Below are 19,757 nucleotides of genomic sequence, written 5' to 3'. Positions count from 1 at the left end.
AAATCTATTTACCCGTCAATTATTTATTGACAGACTACTAGTAACTATCTCACATCATCTCTTTGTTACAAGACGAGTTGAAACTGGCAATGGCACTCAGCGGCTGTGCTACCTTGGCGGATATTGATTCTAGCTTGGTTAGCCAGTTACCAAAAAATTTCTAAATTAAATCTAATTCCCTATTGCCAAAATAAAAAAATAGGTTATACTTGTAAAAGTGACACCCAAGGGCGGGTGGCGGAATTGGTAGACGCACCGCACTCAAAATGCGGCGGCCGTGAGGTCATAGGAGTTCGATTCTCCTCCTGCCCATTTAGAAAAAAATAAATCCAAATCACAGCTTTTCTCTAAGGGAAGGGCTGTGATTAACTTTTTGAAATCTTTGGCTTGGGATACATCCAAGATCATCTTAGATGAATATCCCAAAACTTACTTACCAAATAGCGTCCGTTAATGCTATCTATCTATATCTAATTTAGATGGATAGCATTCAATACCGATTATGTAAACGAAGAATTACGAACTCGTTCTTGATGGGACTGTCCGTAGTATGAATTATATCTATTAGTTTGAGATTTATCACCGTTGACAACTATACCCAAGACATTGATGGGATATGTTTTCAGGCTATCTTGAACTTGTGCTAAGGCTGATTTATCTGTTTTATTCATTCTCACAACTAGCATTACACCATCAGTATGAGGTGCTATTAATCTAGCATCTACTAATCCCAGCATAGGAGGCGCATCATAAATTACTAAGTCAAAACTTTGATGGCAATAGTCCATAATCTGTCTCATTCTATCTGATGATAGCAATCTTGCCGGGTCAGGTGGTATTGGACCAGAAGTAATTACAGATAAATCCTTCATATTAGGCATTTCTTTCATTACCTGTTCCACATCCATATTTGAAGAAATTAAATTACTTAATCCCCACAGATTATTTAATTCTGATAATCTGTGAATCTGAGGACGGCGGAGATCAGCATCTACAAGTAATACCTTTTTTCCCATGGCTGTGGCTATTTTTGCCAGATGAAATGATACTGTGCTTTTACCATCTCCTGGAACAGATGAGGAAATAATTAAAGAACGAATAGGTTGATCAGAATTGAGTAGTTGAAGATTACTATATAAAACTTGTAAAGATTCCCAAAATGCTCCTTGACCATAGTAGTTATTTTGGGAAGACTGAGAACGAAAGATACGAGACAATTGATCCCTGCCTTGGGGAATATCCGTTGCCACTATTTCTGCATTACTGACTTTGTTGGCTGGATTTAAGTAGGGATTATGAGATACGGTCTTATCAAAGGGAAGAGTTCCTAATATAGGCAGTCTGATCTTATCTTTAAGACTCTCAATGGTATGATAGGTATTGTCCATCTCTTCTATGAGTAAGGCAGCACCAATACCTAACAGAGAACTAGCGACAAGTCCCATTAGTAAACTACTAGTAATATTTGGTGAAATTGGGTATTCTCGCTGAGTAGGTGCTTGGATTAATTCCCAAGGTAATTCTGTTTGTGCTACTTGTATTTGCAGTTGTTCACGGTTGGCTAAAAACCGATTCAAACTCTCATTTGCTATTTGTAAACTCCGCTGGATGTCAGTGTATTGTCTTGATAAAACTGGTAGTTGTTCTAATTTTTTTTGCAGTTGTTGCTCTGCTTGTATCAGTTGTTGACTATCTACTTCTGCTTTTCTGATTAGACTAGCAGCTTCAGCTATTTTTATATTCAAAGCCCGTTGGGCTTCTTTGTTGATAATAGGTAAGAGGTTGTCTCTTTTTTCTTGTAAGCTTTGAATAACTGGGTTATCAGGTTGAAATCGAGTTAATTCTCCAGATATCTGGGTATCTAATTGGCGTTGCTGAACAATTAACTGCTGATATAGAGGGGCGCTATTAATTACAGCTAACTGTCCTTCTTCTCCCTGTAAACTCAGATAATTAGCCCTCGCAGCGACTAACTGTTGGTTTATACTTAGTCGTTGTTGCGTCAGAAATTGGATTTCTTGAGAAATTGCTTGAGATTGGTTTTCTGGATCAATAAAATTGTATCTTTGCCGAAATATTTGCATTTCCTTTTGGAAGTACGTTACCCGTTTTTGGATCTCAGGTAGTTGTTTATCCACAAATTGAACTCCTTGACGCAGCTTGGTTTGCCGCTTGTCTAGGCTGTAGTTTAAATAGAATTTAGAAATGGCATCTAATACAAATTGGATTTTTTGGGTGTCATTACTTTTATAGCTAACTTCAATTACTTTTGCTGCTCCAAAACGACGAATGGTTAAGCCTTCCAATAAGGAAGTATAAGTAATGTCAGGATAGGATTCTTGCAACTTTTTTACAACTGGTTGCAACAATTCTGGGCTTTTGAGAACTTGGATTTGACTTTCATAATCTAATCCATTTGCTCTAGATATATTAGTGTCTCCGATGTTTATTTTTCCTAGATCGTTGTCATTATTAACAGGTTCAACTAATATTTGAAAGTTGCCTTGATATATATTTTCCTGTTTTAGTGTTGAATAAGTAACACCAGCCATAGCAACGGTAACAACGCCTGTAATGATAATTGCCCGGCGCTGTAAAAGACTAAGAAATTGTCTTAAATTCCAATCACTACCCTCTTCTGGAAACTCGGACAATGTGGAATGCGGAAAAAATCTAGAGCTAGGAATGATGTTACTATTAGGATTTGTGTGGTTTGCAATTTGCTTATCGAGCATTGATTTCTATTGGGTAAATAGTAATGTAAGGATATATAAACGTTTTTAACTGTTGTAAAAAATTACGGTTATTGGTTAGACAATTAAAAATGGACTAGTACAAAAACTCAAAACTAAGATGTTTAGATGAAAATTTAAAGGGAACTATTTAAATTTATTCTGTCATGAAGCAAATGCTCTATAGTCTGCTAATTATCAGTACATAGAGTATTTATTGCGTATCATGTTTTACAATTGAACTATAAATAGCTGCTTTTCCTATTGGATTTTTGACACCTATAACACAATTATATTTTACACTCTGATGTATCAGTTGTCTGCATATATTACTAATCTATTTTTATTTACTAGATAATAATTTTTGTAACTATTCATTTTTGGCAGTGCGAGAAATAACATCTTCCAATTCCGCCCTTTTTTTGATTGGTTGAGCAGGGTTGCCTGAGTAGATTATATTGGCTTCTAAGGATCTGCCTGTAACACTACCTAATGTTAAAACTGCTCCTCTACCAATGGTGACTCCCGGTCCGATGACTGATTTAGCTGCTATCCAACTACTTTCTTGAATATGAATAGAGGCAGGAATCAGTTGAAAATTGGGGTGATTCCAATCATGATTACCCGTACAGAGATAAACTCCTTGGGATACACAAACATGATTTTCGATGACTACAGGAGCTAGGTTATCAATCCAGGTATCTTCTCCAATCCAAACATAATCACCAATAATCAAGCGCCAGGGAAACTTGATTCTGACTCCAGTTTTTATCCGTACACCATTACCGATGGTAGCGCCGAAAAGCCTCAGTATCCAAACTTTGATAGATGATATAGGTAGCCAATAACTTTCTACTAAAGGTGAGCCAATGAAGTACCATAAAAATTGTTGAGGGTATGGCGCACCGGGGGTATAGTTGCTGAGAGTATAATTATTTAAACGCATATAATACAATGGGGAGGGAAGTTCGGTTTATTTGGACTGTCTTCCAAAAAGCATACACAAAAAATATAAATTCGCTCACACGGATCAGATTAGCATCATAGAATTTAACAGATGTTATTGGTTAATAATTGTTTGGTAAGCTGTGGCTAACTGTTTGGCGATATTTGTCCATGAATATTGTTGTAATGCAAATTGACGACCATTTTCACCCATTTGTTGCCGCAATTGAGGAGTATTTAAAAGATGAGCGATCGCTTGTGTTAAAGATGCTATTTCTCCATCTATAATGATGCCAGCCTCAGCTTGGGCTATTTCTGGAGCAATTTGTACACCGGGCGTTGTGATAATCGGTAAACCCGAAACCATCGCTTCTGCTAAAGCAATACCAAAGTTTTCTGAATAAGTAGGTAATACAAATAAATTTGCACCTTGCAATAGTAAATCCTTTTCATATCCACTAACAAAACCAACAAATGAAGTTTTATTTGCTAGATTCAGAGATTTCACCTGTTCTTGTAAAGAATTAACATATATATCTTCACCAGAACCAGCAATAATCAGATGAAAATTGCAGTTATTTTTTAATAAATTACCTAATGCTTCAATTAAAAGTTCAGGACGTTTTTTGTAGTGAAGACGAGAGAGAAAAAGAATAATAGGAATGTTAGGAGAAATACCATATTTATTCCTCAATTGTTGTTTAGCATCATGAATAAATACGGGAGGAATAACACCCAATGGTAAAACTATTTTAGGGGTTTTTACTTCAAAATTGATTACATCTTCCATTTCTCCAATGGAAGTACAATGAATAGCGGCTGATTTATTTAAATTTCGTCTCTCTATTAAAGAAGTATAAACTTGTTTTTTTAACTGACTTTGTGCTAATGCCCAAGGTGCTAATTGTCCCATAGTTCTGATTGTATATGGTATTTTTTGCCATTGAGCAATAACCGCAGCACAACTAGGCAGATAGGAGAATAAATAGTGGTTATCTAAAATGTCATAATTTTTGATATTTTGCCATAGCCATTGTGTAAAGGTAAATGAAGGTAAAAATGCTTTAATTTGGGCATTACGAGGAAAAAACCAAACTGGAACTTCTTGATATTCTACACATTGGCATAATGGAACATCTAATAAATTACCATCATCATCATTAGTAGTGGCAATTTCGACATCAATTCCTTCTATTCTTAAAGCCTTGACTAAATTTAATACTACCTGAGTTGGACCTCCCAATTTAGGGCTAATAGAGGGAATTATGTGTAAAACTTTCATATATCAAGAGTTTAGTTAGGCGGATAATTGTAGGATATTCTCTTCTTAATACCCAAGAATCTAGGAAATTGTTTAGCAAAGAAGATTAACCCGACAATTGGTAACATCGAAGTTGTAAAAACAATCAGACTTCGCATAGAAACTGCGGCTGTAAAAAAGCCTAAAGCATTAACGACTATACCATAACCTGTAGTGTGAAAAGCCGCTGTGCGAGACCACCAATTAGCTAACATTCCTAAACATAAGGATATTATTATCACTGCTAAAATTCCACCCATCATATAGCATTCACCCAGATAAGTAGCCGAAACAGTCCAACCATTAGCACCTACAACTTCTTCAATAGATACGCTTAAACCTACGGGTTTATCAGGCCATAACACTCTAGGAATAGGTTTAGTTAAAAACACAAATAATAGTTCTAGTCCGATAAAATCATGTTTACTAGGAAAAGCATCTATTAATAAACCCATACTATAAAGATTATAGTCAACTGATAGAGTTTCCTGTACTTTTTGAGTTGAGTAGGCTGCTGTGGCTAAATAATTTATTATTCCCATTTCTCTAAATCCCAACATATGACGGGTAGCAAATACCATTGCATAACCCATAATACCAATAGGAATACTAACATTGAATAAATTAGGACGTTGTAAAGTTAATAAATAGCCGCCTAAGAATGTAGCTAAATAAGAAGCAAAAACGTTTCTTGTTCCTCCTGAAAATCCTTCAAATAGTGTGAAAGCAAATATAAAAATAACTATAAATATTTGCCAACTGGAAAAAGAACGACGACGATTCCAAATAATACCTGCTAAGGGAGGTATCACATAAGTCAATATCTTCCATTCAGATAAAAATACTCGCCAATCTCCTAAGCTTTCTCTTCCCCAAGGAACAGCAAAACGAGGACCTAGGAAAGCTTCTAATACTCTGAATGGATTGAAATCTACTGACATAAATATATAAAAATATGCAAGGAAAGTAGATAATAAAAATATTCTAAATAGTGTTTTATCAGGAATATTATTAAAATCTAACCATCCAGATGGTGCACGTTTAAAAAAGTTGATATGACGACCAATAGCTAAACCTGCAAATCCCATTAATAAAACTTCTAGTGACTGAAGAGTTTGCTCAGAATTTAACATTTGATCAAATGTTGTTTGGGGATATAAAAATTCTATTAAAGTTAAAAAGTACAGAGATAATATACAAACAATATCGGCTCTAAATAAGTTTTTCCAGCCTTTTCTACTATCACAGAAAATACTGATAGCTATTGCTATTGCCACGATAATGGCGACTTGATTCGCCATAAAGGCAGGATTCATATTTATGTTAATGCTTGTAAATGCGACAATTAAGCCACAGATCATGGCAAATGTTCCTATCTCTGTTGCTTTAGCAATACGGTTTTTAAAGTTGGGTGGATTTGGTTGTGGATGTTGGGGGGAGATGTTCATTATTTAGGAATTAGATAAATGATTTAATTTTTTATTAATTAAACGATATTTTGTTTGTAAAACTTGTTGATAAACTTCGATGTACTCTTTAGCTAATCTTTGTAAACTAAATGAGTTGTTAAAAAGGTGGGTTGCTAATTTACTTAACTGATTTCTATTGTCCTGAGATTTAATTTTATTAATCCATTCATAAGTATCGTCAAAACAAATAATCCCTTCAGCTTGAAATGGGGGAATATCATCGAGCAATTTTGGTGATAAAATGCAAGGTAGTCCTACGGAAAGAGCTTCTAGAACAGAAAATGGCATTCCTTCAAATTCTGCCAAATGTAAATAAATATCGGATGCTGCTAACCAAGGTATTACTTCATGCTGCCAAGGCAATCTTTTAATAAAGATATCGAGGGAATTTTCTTGAACATATTTATCCCATTCATTACTAAGATTACCATCTCCTATCCATAAAAATTGTGCTGATGGTAGTTTATGCTTAATCTCAGATGCTACCTTGAGAAAGTACATAGGATTTTTCTGAGCTACCATTCTACCAACACTAACAAATAAAATTTCATCATCATTAATATTTAATTCTATACGTTTTTGTGTACGCCATTGAGGAATTAAATTTTGATTGATTGATGGTGCTGCATTAAGAATAACTTTAACTGAGCGATCTCTTTGTAAAAATTCTTTTAAAGAATCTGCTCGTGTTTGGGGCGCAGTGACTAATTGTCCACTATAATTTTGTAAAGCAAAACGAGCCACCCAATCTCTTAATTGTGGCATCGCAGCTTTCAAAGTCTGTGCAGACTGGGTAATATGAATCATGCACACACTGGGAAAAGAACAACCATCAGCAGCACGTAAAATATCTAAACCGTCTTCTAAATTTTGCTTATTAATATGCAGAATATCAGGTTGCCAATTTTCCCAAACTGTTTTAAGAGATTTTGAGGTTGAAAAATTGAAAAGCGTAGAAAGTGAACGTCCTCGATGTTTGTAAGTATTGATATATGGAGAACGAATTACTTCACCTATTGATGAAAACTGTGCTGCTAATTCATCCATGTTAGGATCAGACGATACCCAAAGACCAACTTCATGTCCAAGATTTTTTAATCCTATACCTAGATATTTTAACCATAATTCTCCACCACCGCGAGAGCCAGAACTAGTGCTTACTAAAAGAATTTTCATTACTATCAATAATAACTGATTTAATTGATTATTTTTGCTTTAAATAACTATTTTTTGAAAAACATTAACCCACTTTTTAGCACCTATTTTTGGTGATAACATAGCTGATTTATTGATAGCAGCTAAACTTGCACTTTTAATCATATCTGAATTACTGAGATATGTGATTAAATGTTGTGTTAATGCCTGGGTATCACCAATAGGAAACAAATCACCATTTTCTCCTCGATTAATTAAATCATAAGCAGAACCTACACCATCAGAACATATTACAGGTAAACCTGCCCCAATTGCTTGATTTACTACTACACCCCAACCATCATAACGGCTGGGTAAGACAAATAAATCAGCTTGATGGAAAAATTTAGGTAAATTTTCAGGAGGTTGAAATCCTGCATATTCAATTTTTTGACGGGTTTGTTCAGGTAATTTTTCTAATAATTGAGGAAGTTCTGCTTCTCTTCCTACTAGCAGTAAATTAGCATTGTAACCAGATTGAATTAAATTATTAAATGCTTGAAGTAAAATATCAACTCCTTTCCGCGCTATCATTTGACCACAAAATAAAATAGTAACAGGATTCCTGGGTCTTTGGGGTAAGTTTTGACTAAAAGGAGTTAAATCGCAATAGTAGGGAATATTAAAGATAGGTTTATCACGAAAACGTTGTTGATAGTCTTGTTGTGCTTGAGTACCAATAGCGGCAATTCCATAACAATTATTTAAAACACTGGCTAAGTATTTTTGTAATTTTCCTTTTATTCCTTGGGAATTACCAACCATTTTTTCACCCCAAAAAATGCAAGGAACTTGTTTAGCTTGCAATTTCAGTAACAATTGAGTAGTAAGATTCATGTAACCATTTAACACAACCACATCAGCTTGAGTATTTGACGGAAAGTGCCAGTTAAAATGAAAGCGAGATAAACCCCAGGCTAAATGAAATCCTGGTAAGATACGTTCATAAGATTGTAAGGTTTTTTCTGGCCAGGGAGAATCAGCACAAGCAGGTTCTAGATAATAAACAGTTAAATCTATTTCTGGATAGCGAGAGAGTTCAAAAAATAAATCTCTTTGATAAGGCGATGGCAGAATAGAATAAAATATGACTTTAATAAAATTATTTTTTAAATTCAGCATTTTTTATTAATGTAAATACAACTCTGTTAATGTTTATATCTTTTGACAAGTCTGTATTGATCTGTTTGCAATACATTTTCGTAGAGATTTTTTGTTTACCAACCAAAAAATATTACAGTTAGAATTGGGTTCATTTTCAAAATTCTAATAATCGAATAATAGTATTTAGAGCATTAAACAAGCTTAAATCATTAAACTGGAACACTGATTTTAAACTATTAGATAAATATTTTAATTGACCAGTATCTTTTAAGATTGACTTAATTAAAGTAGCAATTTGATTACCACTAACTTCCTCCAAAAACCAACCATTCACACTATCTACAACCACTTCACCACAGTTACGAGAAGCAATAATAGGCAATTTCCATACTTGTGCTTCTAGTTGAGTTAATCCAAAACCATCCGAAAGTGTTGGGAACAAAAATACATCTGCCATCTGATAATATTGAGTTGTTTCGCTTCTGTTAACATGACCTACCCAACGAATTTGTGGATGAGTTTTTAAATGAGTTGGAATTTCAATTTGTTGAGATCCAACTATCCAAAACTCCACAGGATATCCTTCCAGTAATTGAACTGCATCTAAAACAGCAGCAATTCCTTTTCTTAAAATCACCTGTCCTAAAAATAATACCCTACAAGGGCGCTCTTGAGAAAATAATTCTGGATAAGTGCGGACAAAGTTACTAGCTGTCTTTGGTGGAGTGTATACCAAGGGAATGATCTGGATTTTTTGAGAATCAACACCTGTTTTTTCCAGGAGTTGACGTGACCAATTGGAATTGACCACGATAGCATCAGCCATATTACATTCTTCATGCCAGTTTTGCCAATATTCAGGAGGTGCTGGTTGCCAGTCTGCTCGATATTGGGGATATCGCTCATATTCTTTAGTGACAATCACTTCCTCTTCAATTCCCGGATCAATTTGCCCTAAAACAGTGTACCATCCTTGTTGTTTAGCAAATCTAAATAATTCTAATGCTGCATAGCTATAGGAAAATAAAATAGGAGGATTTGTAAACTGGTCAGTCAGTGATCTTAAAGTTTTGATTGCCTGCTGTTGAAACCATTGATTGCGAGCAATAACTTTTTCCCATCCTGTCTTCTTTTGGAATTTTTGAGTTAATTCAAACTGAATTAAAGAACTATTGAAAGCGTAAACAGATGCTTGCTCTAAATCTGGGTGGTATCTTTCCCGTAAGTTAGCTAAGAGGTTTTTAGGTAAAAGATTTAGTGAAGATTGAGGAGATACCCAAGCATCTGTGATTAAGTGAGCAAGCTGTCCCTGCTGGTGTAAAGCTCTGGGGATAGTATAATTTTCACGCGCTCCGATTTGGCAAGATATCCAATTGTCAGGTGCTGTAGGCATGGATGAGGAATCTATTTATAAAATGAGATCCCCTACTTCTCAAAGAAGTCGGGGATCTGAACAGTAAATATCAATTTTTAGTTTTGAAAAATGCTTGACATACAGATAGGCATGACCATTAGACGATGATGAAGTCTGTTGCTGTTAAGGTTGGAATGCCGGTCACGGTTGCGAAAAAGCCCCCAGCACCACCACCAGTAAGGCTACCGTTCTCATTGTAATATAACGCACCATTAGCTGTATTATAAATAATACGTTCGCTTCTAGCACCAATACCAGCATTGTTAGTACCAAAGTTGCCTGAGAAGAAATCAGTGGCAATTGAGCCAATTGAGCTAAAGCTATTTGTTTTGTCAAGTTGAATCTTATCTGTTCCAACAAGGAAGTCCACAATTGTATCCCTGCCGATGGAAGTAGCTGCACTTTGTTGTGCGGATAAACCTGCACCACCAAATGCAAAGATGTCAATCCCAAGCCCACCAGTGAGAGTGTCATTACCACCTTGTCCGTTTAGGGTGTCATTACCGGTATAAGTAGCTCCTGCCTTATCACCGAAGATGTTATCATTACCAGAACCACCATTAATTATATCGTCGTCCTGATTACCTTCCAAGAAATCATCACCGGAACCACCATCAATTGAATCGTTGCCAAAAGAGCCAAAAATCCTATCATTTCCGGCTAACCCGTTTAAGGTATTGTTTTCTTGGTTGCCGACAATTACGTTGTCAAGAGCATTACCTTCTCCAAATATAGGTCCTGTACCCAGAGGAAGAACAGAAAGAGTTAGGTTTTCAACACTACCAAGTATAGTAACTCCAGACGCACCTGGGTTATTCAACGAAAAATTTATTCTAGAGACAATAGTATCTATGCCCCTGCCATTATCATTAAGTTCGTCTATGACCAAATTTGTTACTCCGGCATTGGAAAGAAGAATGTCATAGGTATCATTTCCAGTTCCACCTATCATCGTACCTCCACTGGTACCGGAAATTTCTAAGAAGTCGTTACCTCCTTGACCCCGGGCTACTGTGCCTGCTACTCCTTTGATAATATCCGATCCAGTGCTACCCAGAATGGTAGTGTTGATGGCATTAAGGTCGCTCACAAACACATCGTTTACTGATGTACCTGTGATAGTTAGACCAGCATCATCCACAGTCAAATTAAATGTTGCCATATCTCAGAAACTCCTCTTGTTCTTGTCTATCTAGTATACAACTTAACTCAAGTTCTGCATTTTTAGGTAGGAATATTCAAGTATTCTTACTTAAACTTTAAATTTCAAGTTAAGACTTCATTGATTATAAGTTACATTTTTTAGTATGTGACAAAAAACTATTAATATCAGTAAATAAATGAATTGACGGAGTCTCTAGTATCGTTTATTAATCATGCCAGAAGTATTTTAATATGAAAAAATAGACTTGCGGAACGAAAGTATTACTTTAGATATAGATAGATATCGTTCATCGGTCTTTACAAATCTTTAGAATCAAATCAGCATAGCAAAAAAAAAATTACACGGTATCATACCATAACGGGAAGTTTCTTGCTCTCAACTTGAGATAGATCAGAAAGTTTGAATAAAGCAGGTAAAAAATACTTTTTACCTGCTTTGACTTAGATTAAATCTTGTTTTTCAAGAGTTTTTGCTGAAGTTGAAGTAGCTGCTGCTGACTCTATGATTTTACCTGACTATTAAATAACTACAAAATCGCTTGCGGTTAATGTTGGTGCGCCTGTCAATGTAGCGAATAATCCACCATTGCCAAAACCAGTAGCAGATAGGTTTTCATTGTAGAACAATTCACCACTAACTGTGTTATAAACAAGGTAAGTATTGTTTTGACCTATGCCATTGTTAGTAGTCACAAAGGCAATATCAGAACTGCTTAAAGTCCCCAATGCTATGGCTGCAAAAGTGGTCTGATTGAGATGAATCTTATCTCCTTGTCCACTGCTAAAGTCTGTAATTGTATCTCTGCCCATGAAAGTAGGTATACTTTGTTTAGCGGATAAACCTAGACCACCAAACTCAAAAATGTCAGCCCCAAGTCCACCAGTGAGAGTATCATTACCAACTTGTCCGTTGAGGGTGTCATTGCCAGATTGAGTACCAGCTAGATTATCACCGAAGATACTATCATTGCCGTCACCACCATTAATTATGTCGTTGCCGTTATTACCTTCTAAGAAATCATCACCGACACCGCCATCAATGTTATCATTGCCATCGTTGCCGTATATGCTATCATTACCATCCCACCCACTTAAGATATTGTTTTGGTTGTTGCCCCAAATTTTGTTCTTAAGAGCATTACCTTCTCCAACGATAGCTGTAGAAGCAAGTTCTAAGTTCTCAATGTCACCTAAAATTGTAACTCCAGATTGACTGCTCAAAGAAAAGTTCACACTAGAGACAATAGTATCCACTCCACGACCATTATCATTAGATTCGTCGATAGTTAATGAACCACTAGTGGTAAAGACATTATAGGTATCATCTCCAGTCCCACCTATTAAAGTACCGTTACCAGAAGAACCAGTAATTTCTAAAAAATCATTACCTCCTCGACCTTGAACGAGTGAATACTGTCCACCTTTCAATGTATCACTGCCTTCAAGACCTATTAGGGTGGTGTTAGAGCCGTAACTGACAATTGTGTTGTTTCCTCGCGAGCCGGTTCCAGTGATACCGTCAGCCCATAAATTGAGTGTCAGTCCAGGTCCTCCAGTCACGGGAGTAGACCCAACTACATCACGTAAATCGTAGTTGATTGTAGTGTTAACAATTGTGTCATTATCAGAGTCGTTAACTACGTCGCCTGAGTTGTCTACTATGTAGATATCTTGACCTGCAAGACCAGACATATTATCTGCACCAAGATCTCCATAGATTAGATCGTTACTACCTGTCCCAATGAGAGTGTCATTTCCTGTTGTGCCTGTAATTATTGCCATAATTATAATCTTTTGTTGACTTGAGCATATAACTGAAATCCAACTTTCTTATTTGAAATCGGGATAGAAAAAAATCCTTATTTAAACCTTGAAATATGCTTTACAAAAGTCAGTCAATCATAAAGTTTCTTTAAAGTCTTGCCACCTTGGCATTTCACAAAGGAGATAGGCATTATCATGGGTATTAACGAAATTACTCATGAAAAATTTTGATTTTTGTCAATATTTATAAGTATATTCATGTAATTGTTTGTGCCAGAAATATTTTATTTTGAGGATGTTTTTGGATGGGTATTAAATGTTTTTGTGATCTAGATAGAGTTTAATTTCCTGTAGAGGAACTTTTTGTCTTCTTTTTAAGAGGCGATAAACCTGGAAGCAATCTTGATCTACAGGATTTCTCATCCCTTTTTTCTTCAAAGCTATTGAATAGCCTTTATAAAAGCCCTCTAACATATAAAGTGGGCGACGGACTTTGAGTCCAAACCAAATTCCTTTCAGAGTAGTTCCTATTAAAGATAGGGGCAAAATACTTGTAGGTGTGTTAAAATAAGAAAATAGAATGTCATTTTGACGACCAAATACATCAGGTCGTTTAGAAATTCTATTTGGTGGTTGGTAATGGTAAATAGGATCAGCAGTTCCTAATCGAACATAAAATCCTTTTTCTAGAAGACGTATACAGACATCTCCTTCCTCTCCCATGTAAAAGAACAGTTCTCGATAGCCACCAATGCTGAGAAACTTCTCTCTATCAACAGCATGAGCCGCTGCAACATAGGCATGAGTTACATATATTTGCTCTTGATTAGGGGCTTTTGTCCATATCATTTGATCTTGCAAAATGTTGATAAAAGGAATAGCAACCGCTCCAACTTGTGGATCATTAAATTCTCTTAGAGTTTGTTCGATAGTGTATTCAGAATCAAGAATTGAGTCGTCATCAAGGGGAAAGACTATTTTGGTTTTAGATAATTCAATTCCTTTATTTCGCTGATAGCAAGGGCCTTTATTTTCTGGTGATCGATAATACTGGATGTCAGGAAAATCACGAGACATCATTTCGCTTGTACCATCTGTAGAATTATCATCCATAACGATGATATCAACAGCAACACTTTGACGTTTTGCAGCTTGAATTGCTTTTATAAGCAATTCATATCTATTGTGTGTAGTAAAAACGATAGTGGCTTGAACAGTCATAATGGGTAAGGCATAAAAATTATTCGACTGGAAAAAATTTGTGTTTAAGGATCAATCCGCTGCTTAATAACTTTAGCAGGGACTCCCACTGCGATCGCTCTCTCTGGTAAATCTTTGGTCACTACGCTACCTGCACCGACTACAGTATCACAACCAATGGTTACACCTTTAAGAATTGTGACGTTTGCTCCAATCCAGACGCGATCGCCTATTATTGTTGGTTTAGAAACCATTGGTTGTGCTAGAGGAGGAAAATTCGGGTCAAGACCGTGATCATGGTCGGTGATGTAGCACCCAGGTCCAATAGCACAGTTATTACCAATAGTTAAAGATTCAATAGCATCGAGAAAAGTATTGCGGTTAATGTAAGTGTCAGCGCCAATATGAATCTTAGGATGCGTTAGGGGTTCACCGCTGCATAAAAGAATAACACCTTGATCGAGCGCACAATTACTTTCAATTTCAATATCCTGAAAATTGCGGGGAATTTCAATTTGGCGCATCCAGATATAGCCGTGGAGATGAACACCCAGCATTTTATAATATAGATTACGCCATCTACTATTTAAACCTTGAATAACTCTATTAAGTGTTATGATCCCAAACATATTAATATATATTGAATATTGAATTTGCTTGTTATATTGATTTAAGCAATAAAATATCTAATATTCTCCCATCAAAGAAACATAAACATTTTCCATTTTTTGAGCAATATTGAACCATGATAGCTCTAAAGCTCTTTCACGAGCAGCTATAGACATACTGGTAAGTAGTGGTAATGATTGCGATATAGCTACTATAGATTTTACCATAGATTTTATATCTCCTGGCTCTGTTAAAATAGCACATTTTTCATTTACATATTCAGGGATTCCTCCAATTCTTTCGGCTATAACTGGAAGACCACAAGCGAGTCCCTCTAACAAAGCATTATTAGCTGTTGCATTCTCCACAGAAATAATTTGGCATGAGGCAGATTGATAAACTTCTAGCAATTCAGCATCAGTAATACTATTAATAAATTCAACATTCTCTATATCTGAGAAGTAGTCAATATTATTACTAGTGCTAACAACTTTAATTTTAATATGTATATCTTTCAATTTACTGATTTCTTTGAAAACTTCTCTTAAATAAGTAAAATTCCTACGATAACTACCTACTGATAGTAGCGTAAATGGTTGGTTTACATTCAAATAAGTTTTTGGCGTAAAAAAATCCGTATCAATTCCGTGATGAATACAGTGTATTCTGTGAGATTCAACCCCACATTCTTCAAAAAAACCTCTTTGGGTTTCACTAACAATTACGATAGCTGCGATATTTTTTAACCGATTTCTAGCTGAAAAGGGAATTACTGTTGGTAAGTCATCAGCACAGGAATGAAAGGTAGAACATATAGGATACAGATTTTGATCAATTAATAAATCAATATATCCTAAGTCTCTTTCACCCCATAAAAAGTGAATAAGTCTATGATTGCTATTCTGAATTTGTTTCCATATCAACCACTCAAGTTTAGCAGAGCTAATTTTATACCAACTTGAAATAGCAAAGGTGTTCAGAATTTTATTAAGAATTCGCTCATGTAAGCTTACTGTTTTATTTCGAGTTATAAAAAGTGTACTACATCCTAATATGTATTTTGCTGCAATTGAATAACCAGAATGAGAGCCAAAATTTGGTTCATTTGAAGCAACGAGTAATGGAGTAGTATTAATCTTTGATAAGTGCATTTATTGAATTAAAGAAATTAGTTGGAAAATTTAGTAAAAAAGTCACGTTTTAGCTTTGCCACTATTTCAGCAGCATTGAAACCCAGAAACTTAAAAACTAAACGATAAATAAAAGGGGATACGTGTCTAGGTGGGATAAATTTTGGCTCAGTGTCGAGAATTTTAGTTACAACTAACGTTGCCCATTCACGATTAAAAATCCAGATTAATCGTGAACATTCAAATCTAGAAATATTAACTGCTTGTTGACGTAGCTTAGTTAGTTGACTTTGCTGTCTTAAATAAGTCTCTGCTTTTTCAATTATCTCTAATCGCTGTCTAAAAGTTTCAGATTTATCCTTCTTACAAACGGTATTATCACTCCATTGTCTGTAGATTGAAGCTGCATATTCACAGTATTTAAATTTTTTATTTGCAATTAATAATCGAAGGTATAATTCATCTTCTTGACAACATTGTTGGTCAATTTTCCATCCATTGACATCAATAATTGCTTGTTTTCGCCAAAGTGGACTTCCTGTTTGAGGTAAAAACCAGCGAGTTAACAAAATCCAATGGTCATTTGGCTCAGGAATAGACAAAATTTCCTGTCTAGATATATCTCTTTCGCAATATTCAAAAATACTAGGGCTATAAATTATATCGACATCAGGAAATTGAGAGAGAAAGTTGACTTGTTGTTCAATTTTGTTAGATAGTAAATAATCATCTGCATCTAAATATTGTAACCATTCTCCTGTACTTAATTCTAATAAACGATTACGGGCAACGTTACCTCCACGATTTTCTCCTGTTTCCCAATAAATTGAATGATCAAAACTTTTAATTATTTCTAAACTTCCATCTGTAGAACCATCATCAACAACAATTACTTCTTTATTAGAATAGGTTTGATTTAAGGCACTTTCTATGGCTTTTGCAATCCATTTTTCTGCATTGTAGCAAGGAATAAGGATGCTGACTTTTGGGTTCATCTTTGTATTATTTCAAGATACTTTTAGCAAGTCGTGGTATTTTTACCAAAAAACTCTTTATGTCATTATAGATCATTTCCATAAAGCCCTGATTATGGTTTAACATAGCAAATACCATATCTACGTTGGGTGGTAAATTACGTGAAATAGAAAATTTTGATTCTATAGCTTTGCTATATTTATCCCATCCTGTATATCTTGTATTTTGCAGTGGAAAAAATAATAATTCTGGAGCAGCAGTTTGCAAAATTTTTCTGTATAGACCATTATTAAAACGAAAAGTATGTGGAAGAGATAACATTATTTCAAATAATTCATGATGATTCATAGCATAAAAAGCAAAATCTACTCTTCGTTCAAGCCCATACATAGCTGGACCCATTGTATAACCTAAACGATGCTCTATATAAAGCAGGTCTAAAATGAAGAATTTATCAAAGGATTGCAGGCTTTGCAGCCAAGATTCGATTCTATTTTTAAAGTAGGGATGAGCATTATTCATTGACATTCTTTCCAAAGTATTGGATTACCCACCGATTATCTAATGCCAATTTCTCCTCGAAAGGTAGTTGAAACTTTTCTGGTGCTGTTTCTTTTTCTTGCGCTTTTCTATACATATCAATACGCTTTTGTACAAGGGTTTTTACCCATTTTAACTCTTTTTCTTGCACCTTTTCATCTTCTATCCCCCTCAAGTCATTGATTTGTCACGGTTCTATGTTTATTCTTAAATTATACTATTTTTTAAAAGTTTTTCGTAAACCTGATAAGTTTTTATGCCAATATTATTCCATGATAATTTATCGCACTCATGCTCAACCAACTCACTTAATTTATTTAAATCAACTTGAGTGCTTGCTTTCAAGGCTTTAACTAATCCTTGATTATCTTGATTTTCATAAAGTAACCAATCTGCTGCACCTAAAGTTTCAACTATGCTATCAGTACGCGGAGCAATAATTGGTTTATTGTAAGACATTGCTAAAATCAGACTACCTGAAGTTAAAATCTTTTCAAAAGGCAGTACGACAATATCAGCAGCACTAAAAAAAAGATGTATTTTGCTATCTTCTACAAAATCTGCATGGAGAATAACTCCTTGTGTAGTAGAAGCTAGTTGAGTTAACTTTTGTAGATAAGACTCATCTAATGCTTTTCCTGCTATTAATAAGGTACTTTCTTTGTGAAATTCTTGATTTTCTTCCCACACTTTTAGCAACCGTTCAAGTCCCTTGTAAGGTCGCAACATACCCAAGTTGAGGTAAACTATTCCAGATAGGGGTATTCCTAAAGCTTGTCTGGCTTCAACTTGAGAAACTGCATTTTTGTAAATTTCTCGATAGTGTCCATGTGGAATAATTTCAGCTTTGGATTTTGCAAATTTATAACTTTTAGCAATATCTTTTATAACTAAAGAATTGTGAACAATAATGCTATTTGCTAAATTAAACAGATTTTGTTGCAGCCAATGTTCTAAAATAGGAAATTGGGAATCGTGGGAAATGTGATTATGAATAGTCCAGACTATTTTTACACCTACCAATTTGGTTAAAAAAATATCTATCAGAAATTTTATTGCATAAATTAATTTAATTACTATATTTTTACCTTTGAAATAGGGACTAATCCAGTGCAGATGTAAAATATCTATTTTTTTTAGACTTTTAATAGCTCTGAATATAGGAAATACTCGACGATAACCAAAAGGAAATAAAACTTCTGCTCCTTGATTTTCTAAAGATTTAGATAAGAGTGTTTGATAAGGGTTATCAATGCGGTAATCTGGCATCATCAAAACCCTTAAAGTTGCAGATTGAGAATTCACAGAACTCATCGCTGTAACTCCTTAAGGAGTCTGTTTTGAACTAAATGACGAATTCCTTCGCTATACATTAAGTGTCGAATTTTGCCTACATAGTGACGAGATGGAGAACCGTTGATATTTCCTTCTAAATGCACATCGTAAGTAGGAGGTAATAGTTCTACTCCAAAACGCGAACTACACAAAGCATAAAGAGTTTGTTCAATGCGCCAGAAATGCCCAATAATATCTGGTAAAGTCAAAAATTCTTCTATCCAATCGAAATTCAATGAATTTTTATGAATTAATCCCAATCCTGAATTTATTCTTGCAGCTAAATCAAAACCAAGATGATTTTTGACTACATCTGGTTCAACTGTATAAGCACTTTCGACATCACCGTTAAGTGTATTAATTTGATATTCTAGATTTTCGATGCGGTTGATCAATTCTGTGGGTTCTTTAAAAAAGAGGATATCACTATCTAGGAGTAATAAGCGATCGCTCTGTAAATATGCAGCAAAATCAAAAACTTTAGGTGATAGGTGATTTGTTTTGCGAAACTCTAAACAGCGAGGATACGATGATAGTAATGGTAAAACCTTTTCGTCAGCTTTTTTTCTGTCAATAATCCGCGCATCTGGAAAATGATACTGTAAGGTGGTGATATTTTCCTGAGTTAGAGTTCCATCATCATGGATACATAGAGCATATTGACGCTGGGAAAAATGATAAAAAGATTTTAAAGTCCAGGTTAAATTTAGCCAATCATTGGCAGAAGTCAGAACATGAATTTCGCAATTTTTGCTAGTCGTACCCTTGATAGGCAAGGAACTGAGAATTTTATTTCTAACTATATCCCTATAGTAAACGGTGTGGAATCCATATTGGTATTGTTTTCGTAAATGATACACTATTGAACCAATAGACATAATT

18 protein-coding genes and 1 tRNA gene are annotated in these 19,757 nt (G+C 35.0%); 2 read left to right on the top strand and 17 right to left on the bottom strand.

Annotated elements, in window-relative coordinates:
* Nucleotides 1-53: 53 nt before the first annotated feature.
* A complete protein-coding gene (locus FJR11_RS23455; RefSeq protein WP_371417436.1) occupies nucleotides 54-164 on the top strand; it encodes a hypothetical protein in 111 nt (36 codons plus the stop codon).
* Between the two features lie 64 nt (nucleotides 165-228).
* Nucleotides 229-312 (top strand) — tRNA-Leu (locus FJR11_RS02185).
* A 188-nt stretch (nucleotides 313-500) separates the two neighbouring features.
* Here FJR11_RS02185 and FJR11_RS02180 read toward each other — a convergent pair.
* The 17 genes from FJR11_RS02180 to FJR11_RS02100 all read right to left on the bottom strand — a co-directional run bounded on the left by FJR11_RS02180 (nucleotide 501) and on the right by FJR11_RS02100 (nucleotide 19,753).
* Nucleotides 501-2,735 carry a polysaccharide biosynthesis tyrosine autokinase gene (locus FJR11_RS02180; RefSeq protein ID WP_168502085.1) on the bottom strand — a complete coding sequence of 745 codons (2,235 nt, stop codon included), beginning with the start codon at nucleotides 2,733-2,735 and terminating at the stop codon, nucleotides 501-503.
* Nucleotides 2,736-3,102: 367 nt separating this feature from the next.
* Nucleotides 3,103-3,678: a WcaF family extracellular polysaccharide biosynthesis acetyltransferase gene (locus FJR11_RS02175; RefSeq protein ID WP_168502084.1), complete on the bottom strand. Its 576-nt coding sequence runs from the start codon at nucleotides 3,676-3,678 to the stop codon at nucleotides 3,103-3,105.
* Between the two features lie 114 nt (nucleotides 3,679-3,792).
* Entirely contained in the window at nucleotides 3,793-4,959 is a 1,167-nt protein-coding gene (locus tag FJR11_RS02170; protein ID WP_168502083.1) for a glycosyltransferase, read from the bottom strand.
* 11 nt (nucleotides 4,960-4,970) lie between these two features.
* Complete coding sequence (locus FJR11_RS02165) at nucleotides 4,971-6,425, bottom strand: hypothetical protein (RefSeq protein WP_168502082.1); 1,455 nt, start codon at nucleotides 6,423-6,425, stop codon at nucleotides 4,971-4,973.
* A 3-nt stretch (nucleotides 6,426-6,428) separates the two neighbouring features.
* Nucleotides 6,429-7,622, bottom strand: a complete 1,194-nt coding sequence (locus FJR11_RS02160; protein WP_168502081.1) for a glycosyltransferase family 4 protein — start codon at nucleotides 7,620-7,622, stop codon at nucleotides 6,429-6,431.
* Nucleotides 7,623-7,661: 39 nt separating this feature from the next.
* Nucleotides 7,662-8,762 (bottom strand): glycosyltransferase family 4 protein, encoded by a 1,101-nt coding sequence (locus FJR11_RS02155; RefSeq protein WP_168502080.1) that lies wholly within the window; start codon nucleotides 8,760-8,762, stop codon nucleotides 7,662-7,664.
* A 136-nt stretch (nucleotides 8,763-8,898) separates the two neighbouring features.
* Nucleotides 8,899-10,137 (bottom strand): glycosyltransferase family 4 protein, encoded by a 1,239-nt coding sequence (locus FJR11_RS02150; protein ID WP_168502079.1) that lies wholly within the window; start codon nucleotides 10,135-10,137, stop codon nucleotides 8,899-8,901.
* 118 nt (nucleotides 10,138-10,255) lie between these two features.
* Nucleotides 10,256-11,320, bottom strand: a complete 1,065-nt coding sequence (locus FJR11_RS02145; protein WP_168502078.1) for a calcium-binding protein — start codon at nucleotides 11,318-11,320, stop codon at nucleotides 10,256-10,258.
* Nucleotides 11,321-11,841: 521 nt separating this feature from the next.
* Nucleotides 11,842-13,104 (bottom strand): calcium-binding protein, encoded by a 1,263-nt coding sequence (locus tag FJR11_RS02140; RefSeq protein WP_168502077.1) that lies wholly within the window; start codon nucleotides 13,102-13,104, stop codon nucleotides 11,842-11,844.
* 294 nt (nucleotides 13,105-13,398) lie between these two features.
* The gene (locus FJR11_RS02135) at nucleotides 13,399-14,307 is read right to left on the bottom strand and encodes a glycosyltransferase family 2 protein (RefSeq protein ID WP_168502076.1); all 909 of its coding nucleotides are present in this window, start codon (nucleotides 14,305-14,307) and stop codon (nucleotides 13,399-13,401) included.
* Nucleotides 14,308-14,351: 44 nt separating this feature from the next.
* A complete protein-coding gene (locus tag FJR11_RS02130; protein WP_168502075.1) occupies nucleotides 14,352-14,915 on the bottom strand; it encodes an acyltransferase in 564 nt (187 codons plus the stop codon).
* A gap of 57 nt (nucleotides 14,916-14,972) precedes the next feature.
* Complete coding sequence (locus FJR11_RS02125; RefSeq protein ID WP_168502074.1) at nucleotides 14,973-16,046, bottom strand: glycosyltransferase family 4 protein; 1,074 nt, start codon at nucleotides 16,044-16,046, stop codon at nucleotides 14,973-14,975.
* Between the two features lie 17 nt (nucleotides 16,047-16,063).
* On the bottom strand, nucleotides 16,064-17,020 hold the full coding sequence (locus tag FJR11_RS02120; protein WP_168502073.1) for a glycosyltransferase: 957 nt from the start codon (nucleotides 17,018-17,020) through the stop codon (nucleotides 16,064-16,066).
* A 7-nt stretch (nucleotides 17,021-17,027) separates the two neighbouring features.
* Nucleotides 17,028-17,522: a hypothetical protein gene (locus FJR11_RS02115; RefSeq protein WP_168502072.1), complete on the bottom strand. Its 495-nt coding sequence runs from the start codon at nucleotides 17,520-17,522 to the stop codon at nucleotides 17,028-17,030.
* Nucleotides 17,515-17,691: a hypothetical protein gene (locus FJR11_RS02110; RefSeq protein WP_254444665.1), complete on the bottom strand. Its 177-nt coding sequence runs from the start codon at nucleotides 17,689-17,691 to the stop codon at nucleotides 17,515-17,517. Before FJR11_RS02110 ends, FJR11_RS02115 begins: the two co-directional genes overlap by 8 nt.
* 56 nt (nucleotides 17,692-17,747) lie before the next feature.
* Nucleotides 17,748-18,854 carry a glycosyltransferase gene (locus FJR11_RS02105; RefSeq protein WP_168502071.1) on the bottom strand — a complete coding sequence of 369 codons (1,107 nt, stop codon included), beginning with the start codon at nucleotides 18,852-18,854 and terminating at the stop codon, nucleotides 17,748-17,750.
* Nucleotides 18,851-19,753: a hypothetical protein gene (locus FJR11_RS02100; RefSeq protein WP_168502070.1), complete on the bottom strand. Its 903-nt coding sequence runs from the start codon at nucleotides 19,751-19,753 to the stop codon at nucleotides 18,851-18,853. Before FJR11_RS02100 ends, FJR11_RS02105 begins: the two co-directional genes overlap by 4 nt.
* Nucleotides 19,754-19,757: the final 4 nt, after the last annotated feature.

Origin of the sequence: Anabaena sp. UHCC 0187 (assembly GCF_009712035.1) — a bacterium.
In the GTDB taxonomy this organism is placed as follows: domain Bacteria; phylum Cyanobacteriota; class Cyanobacteriia; order Cyanobacteriales; family Nostocaceae; genus Dolichospermum.
This window is presented reverse-complemented; position numbering and strand designations above follow the sequence as displayed.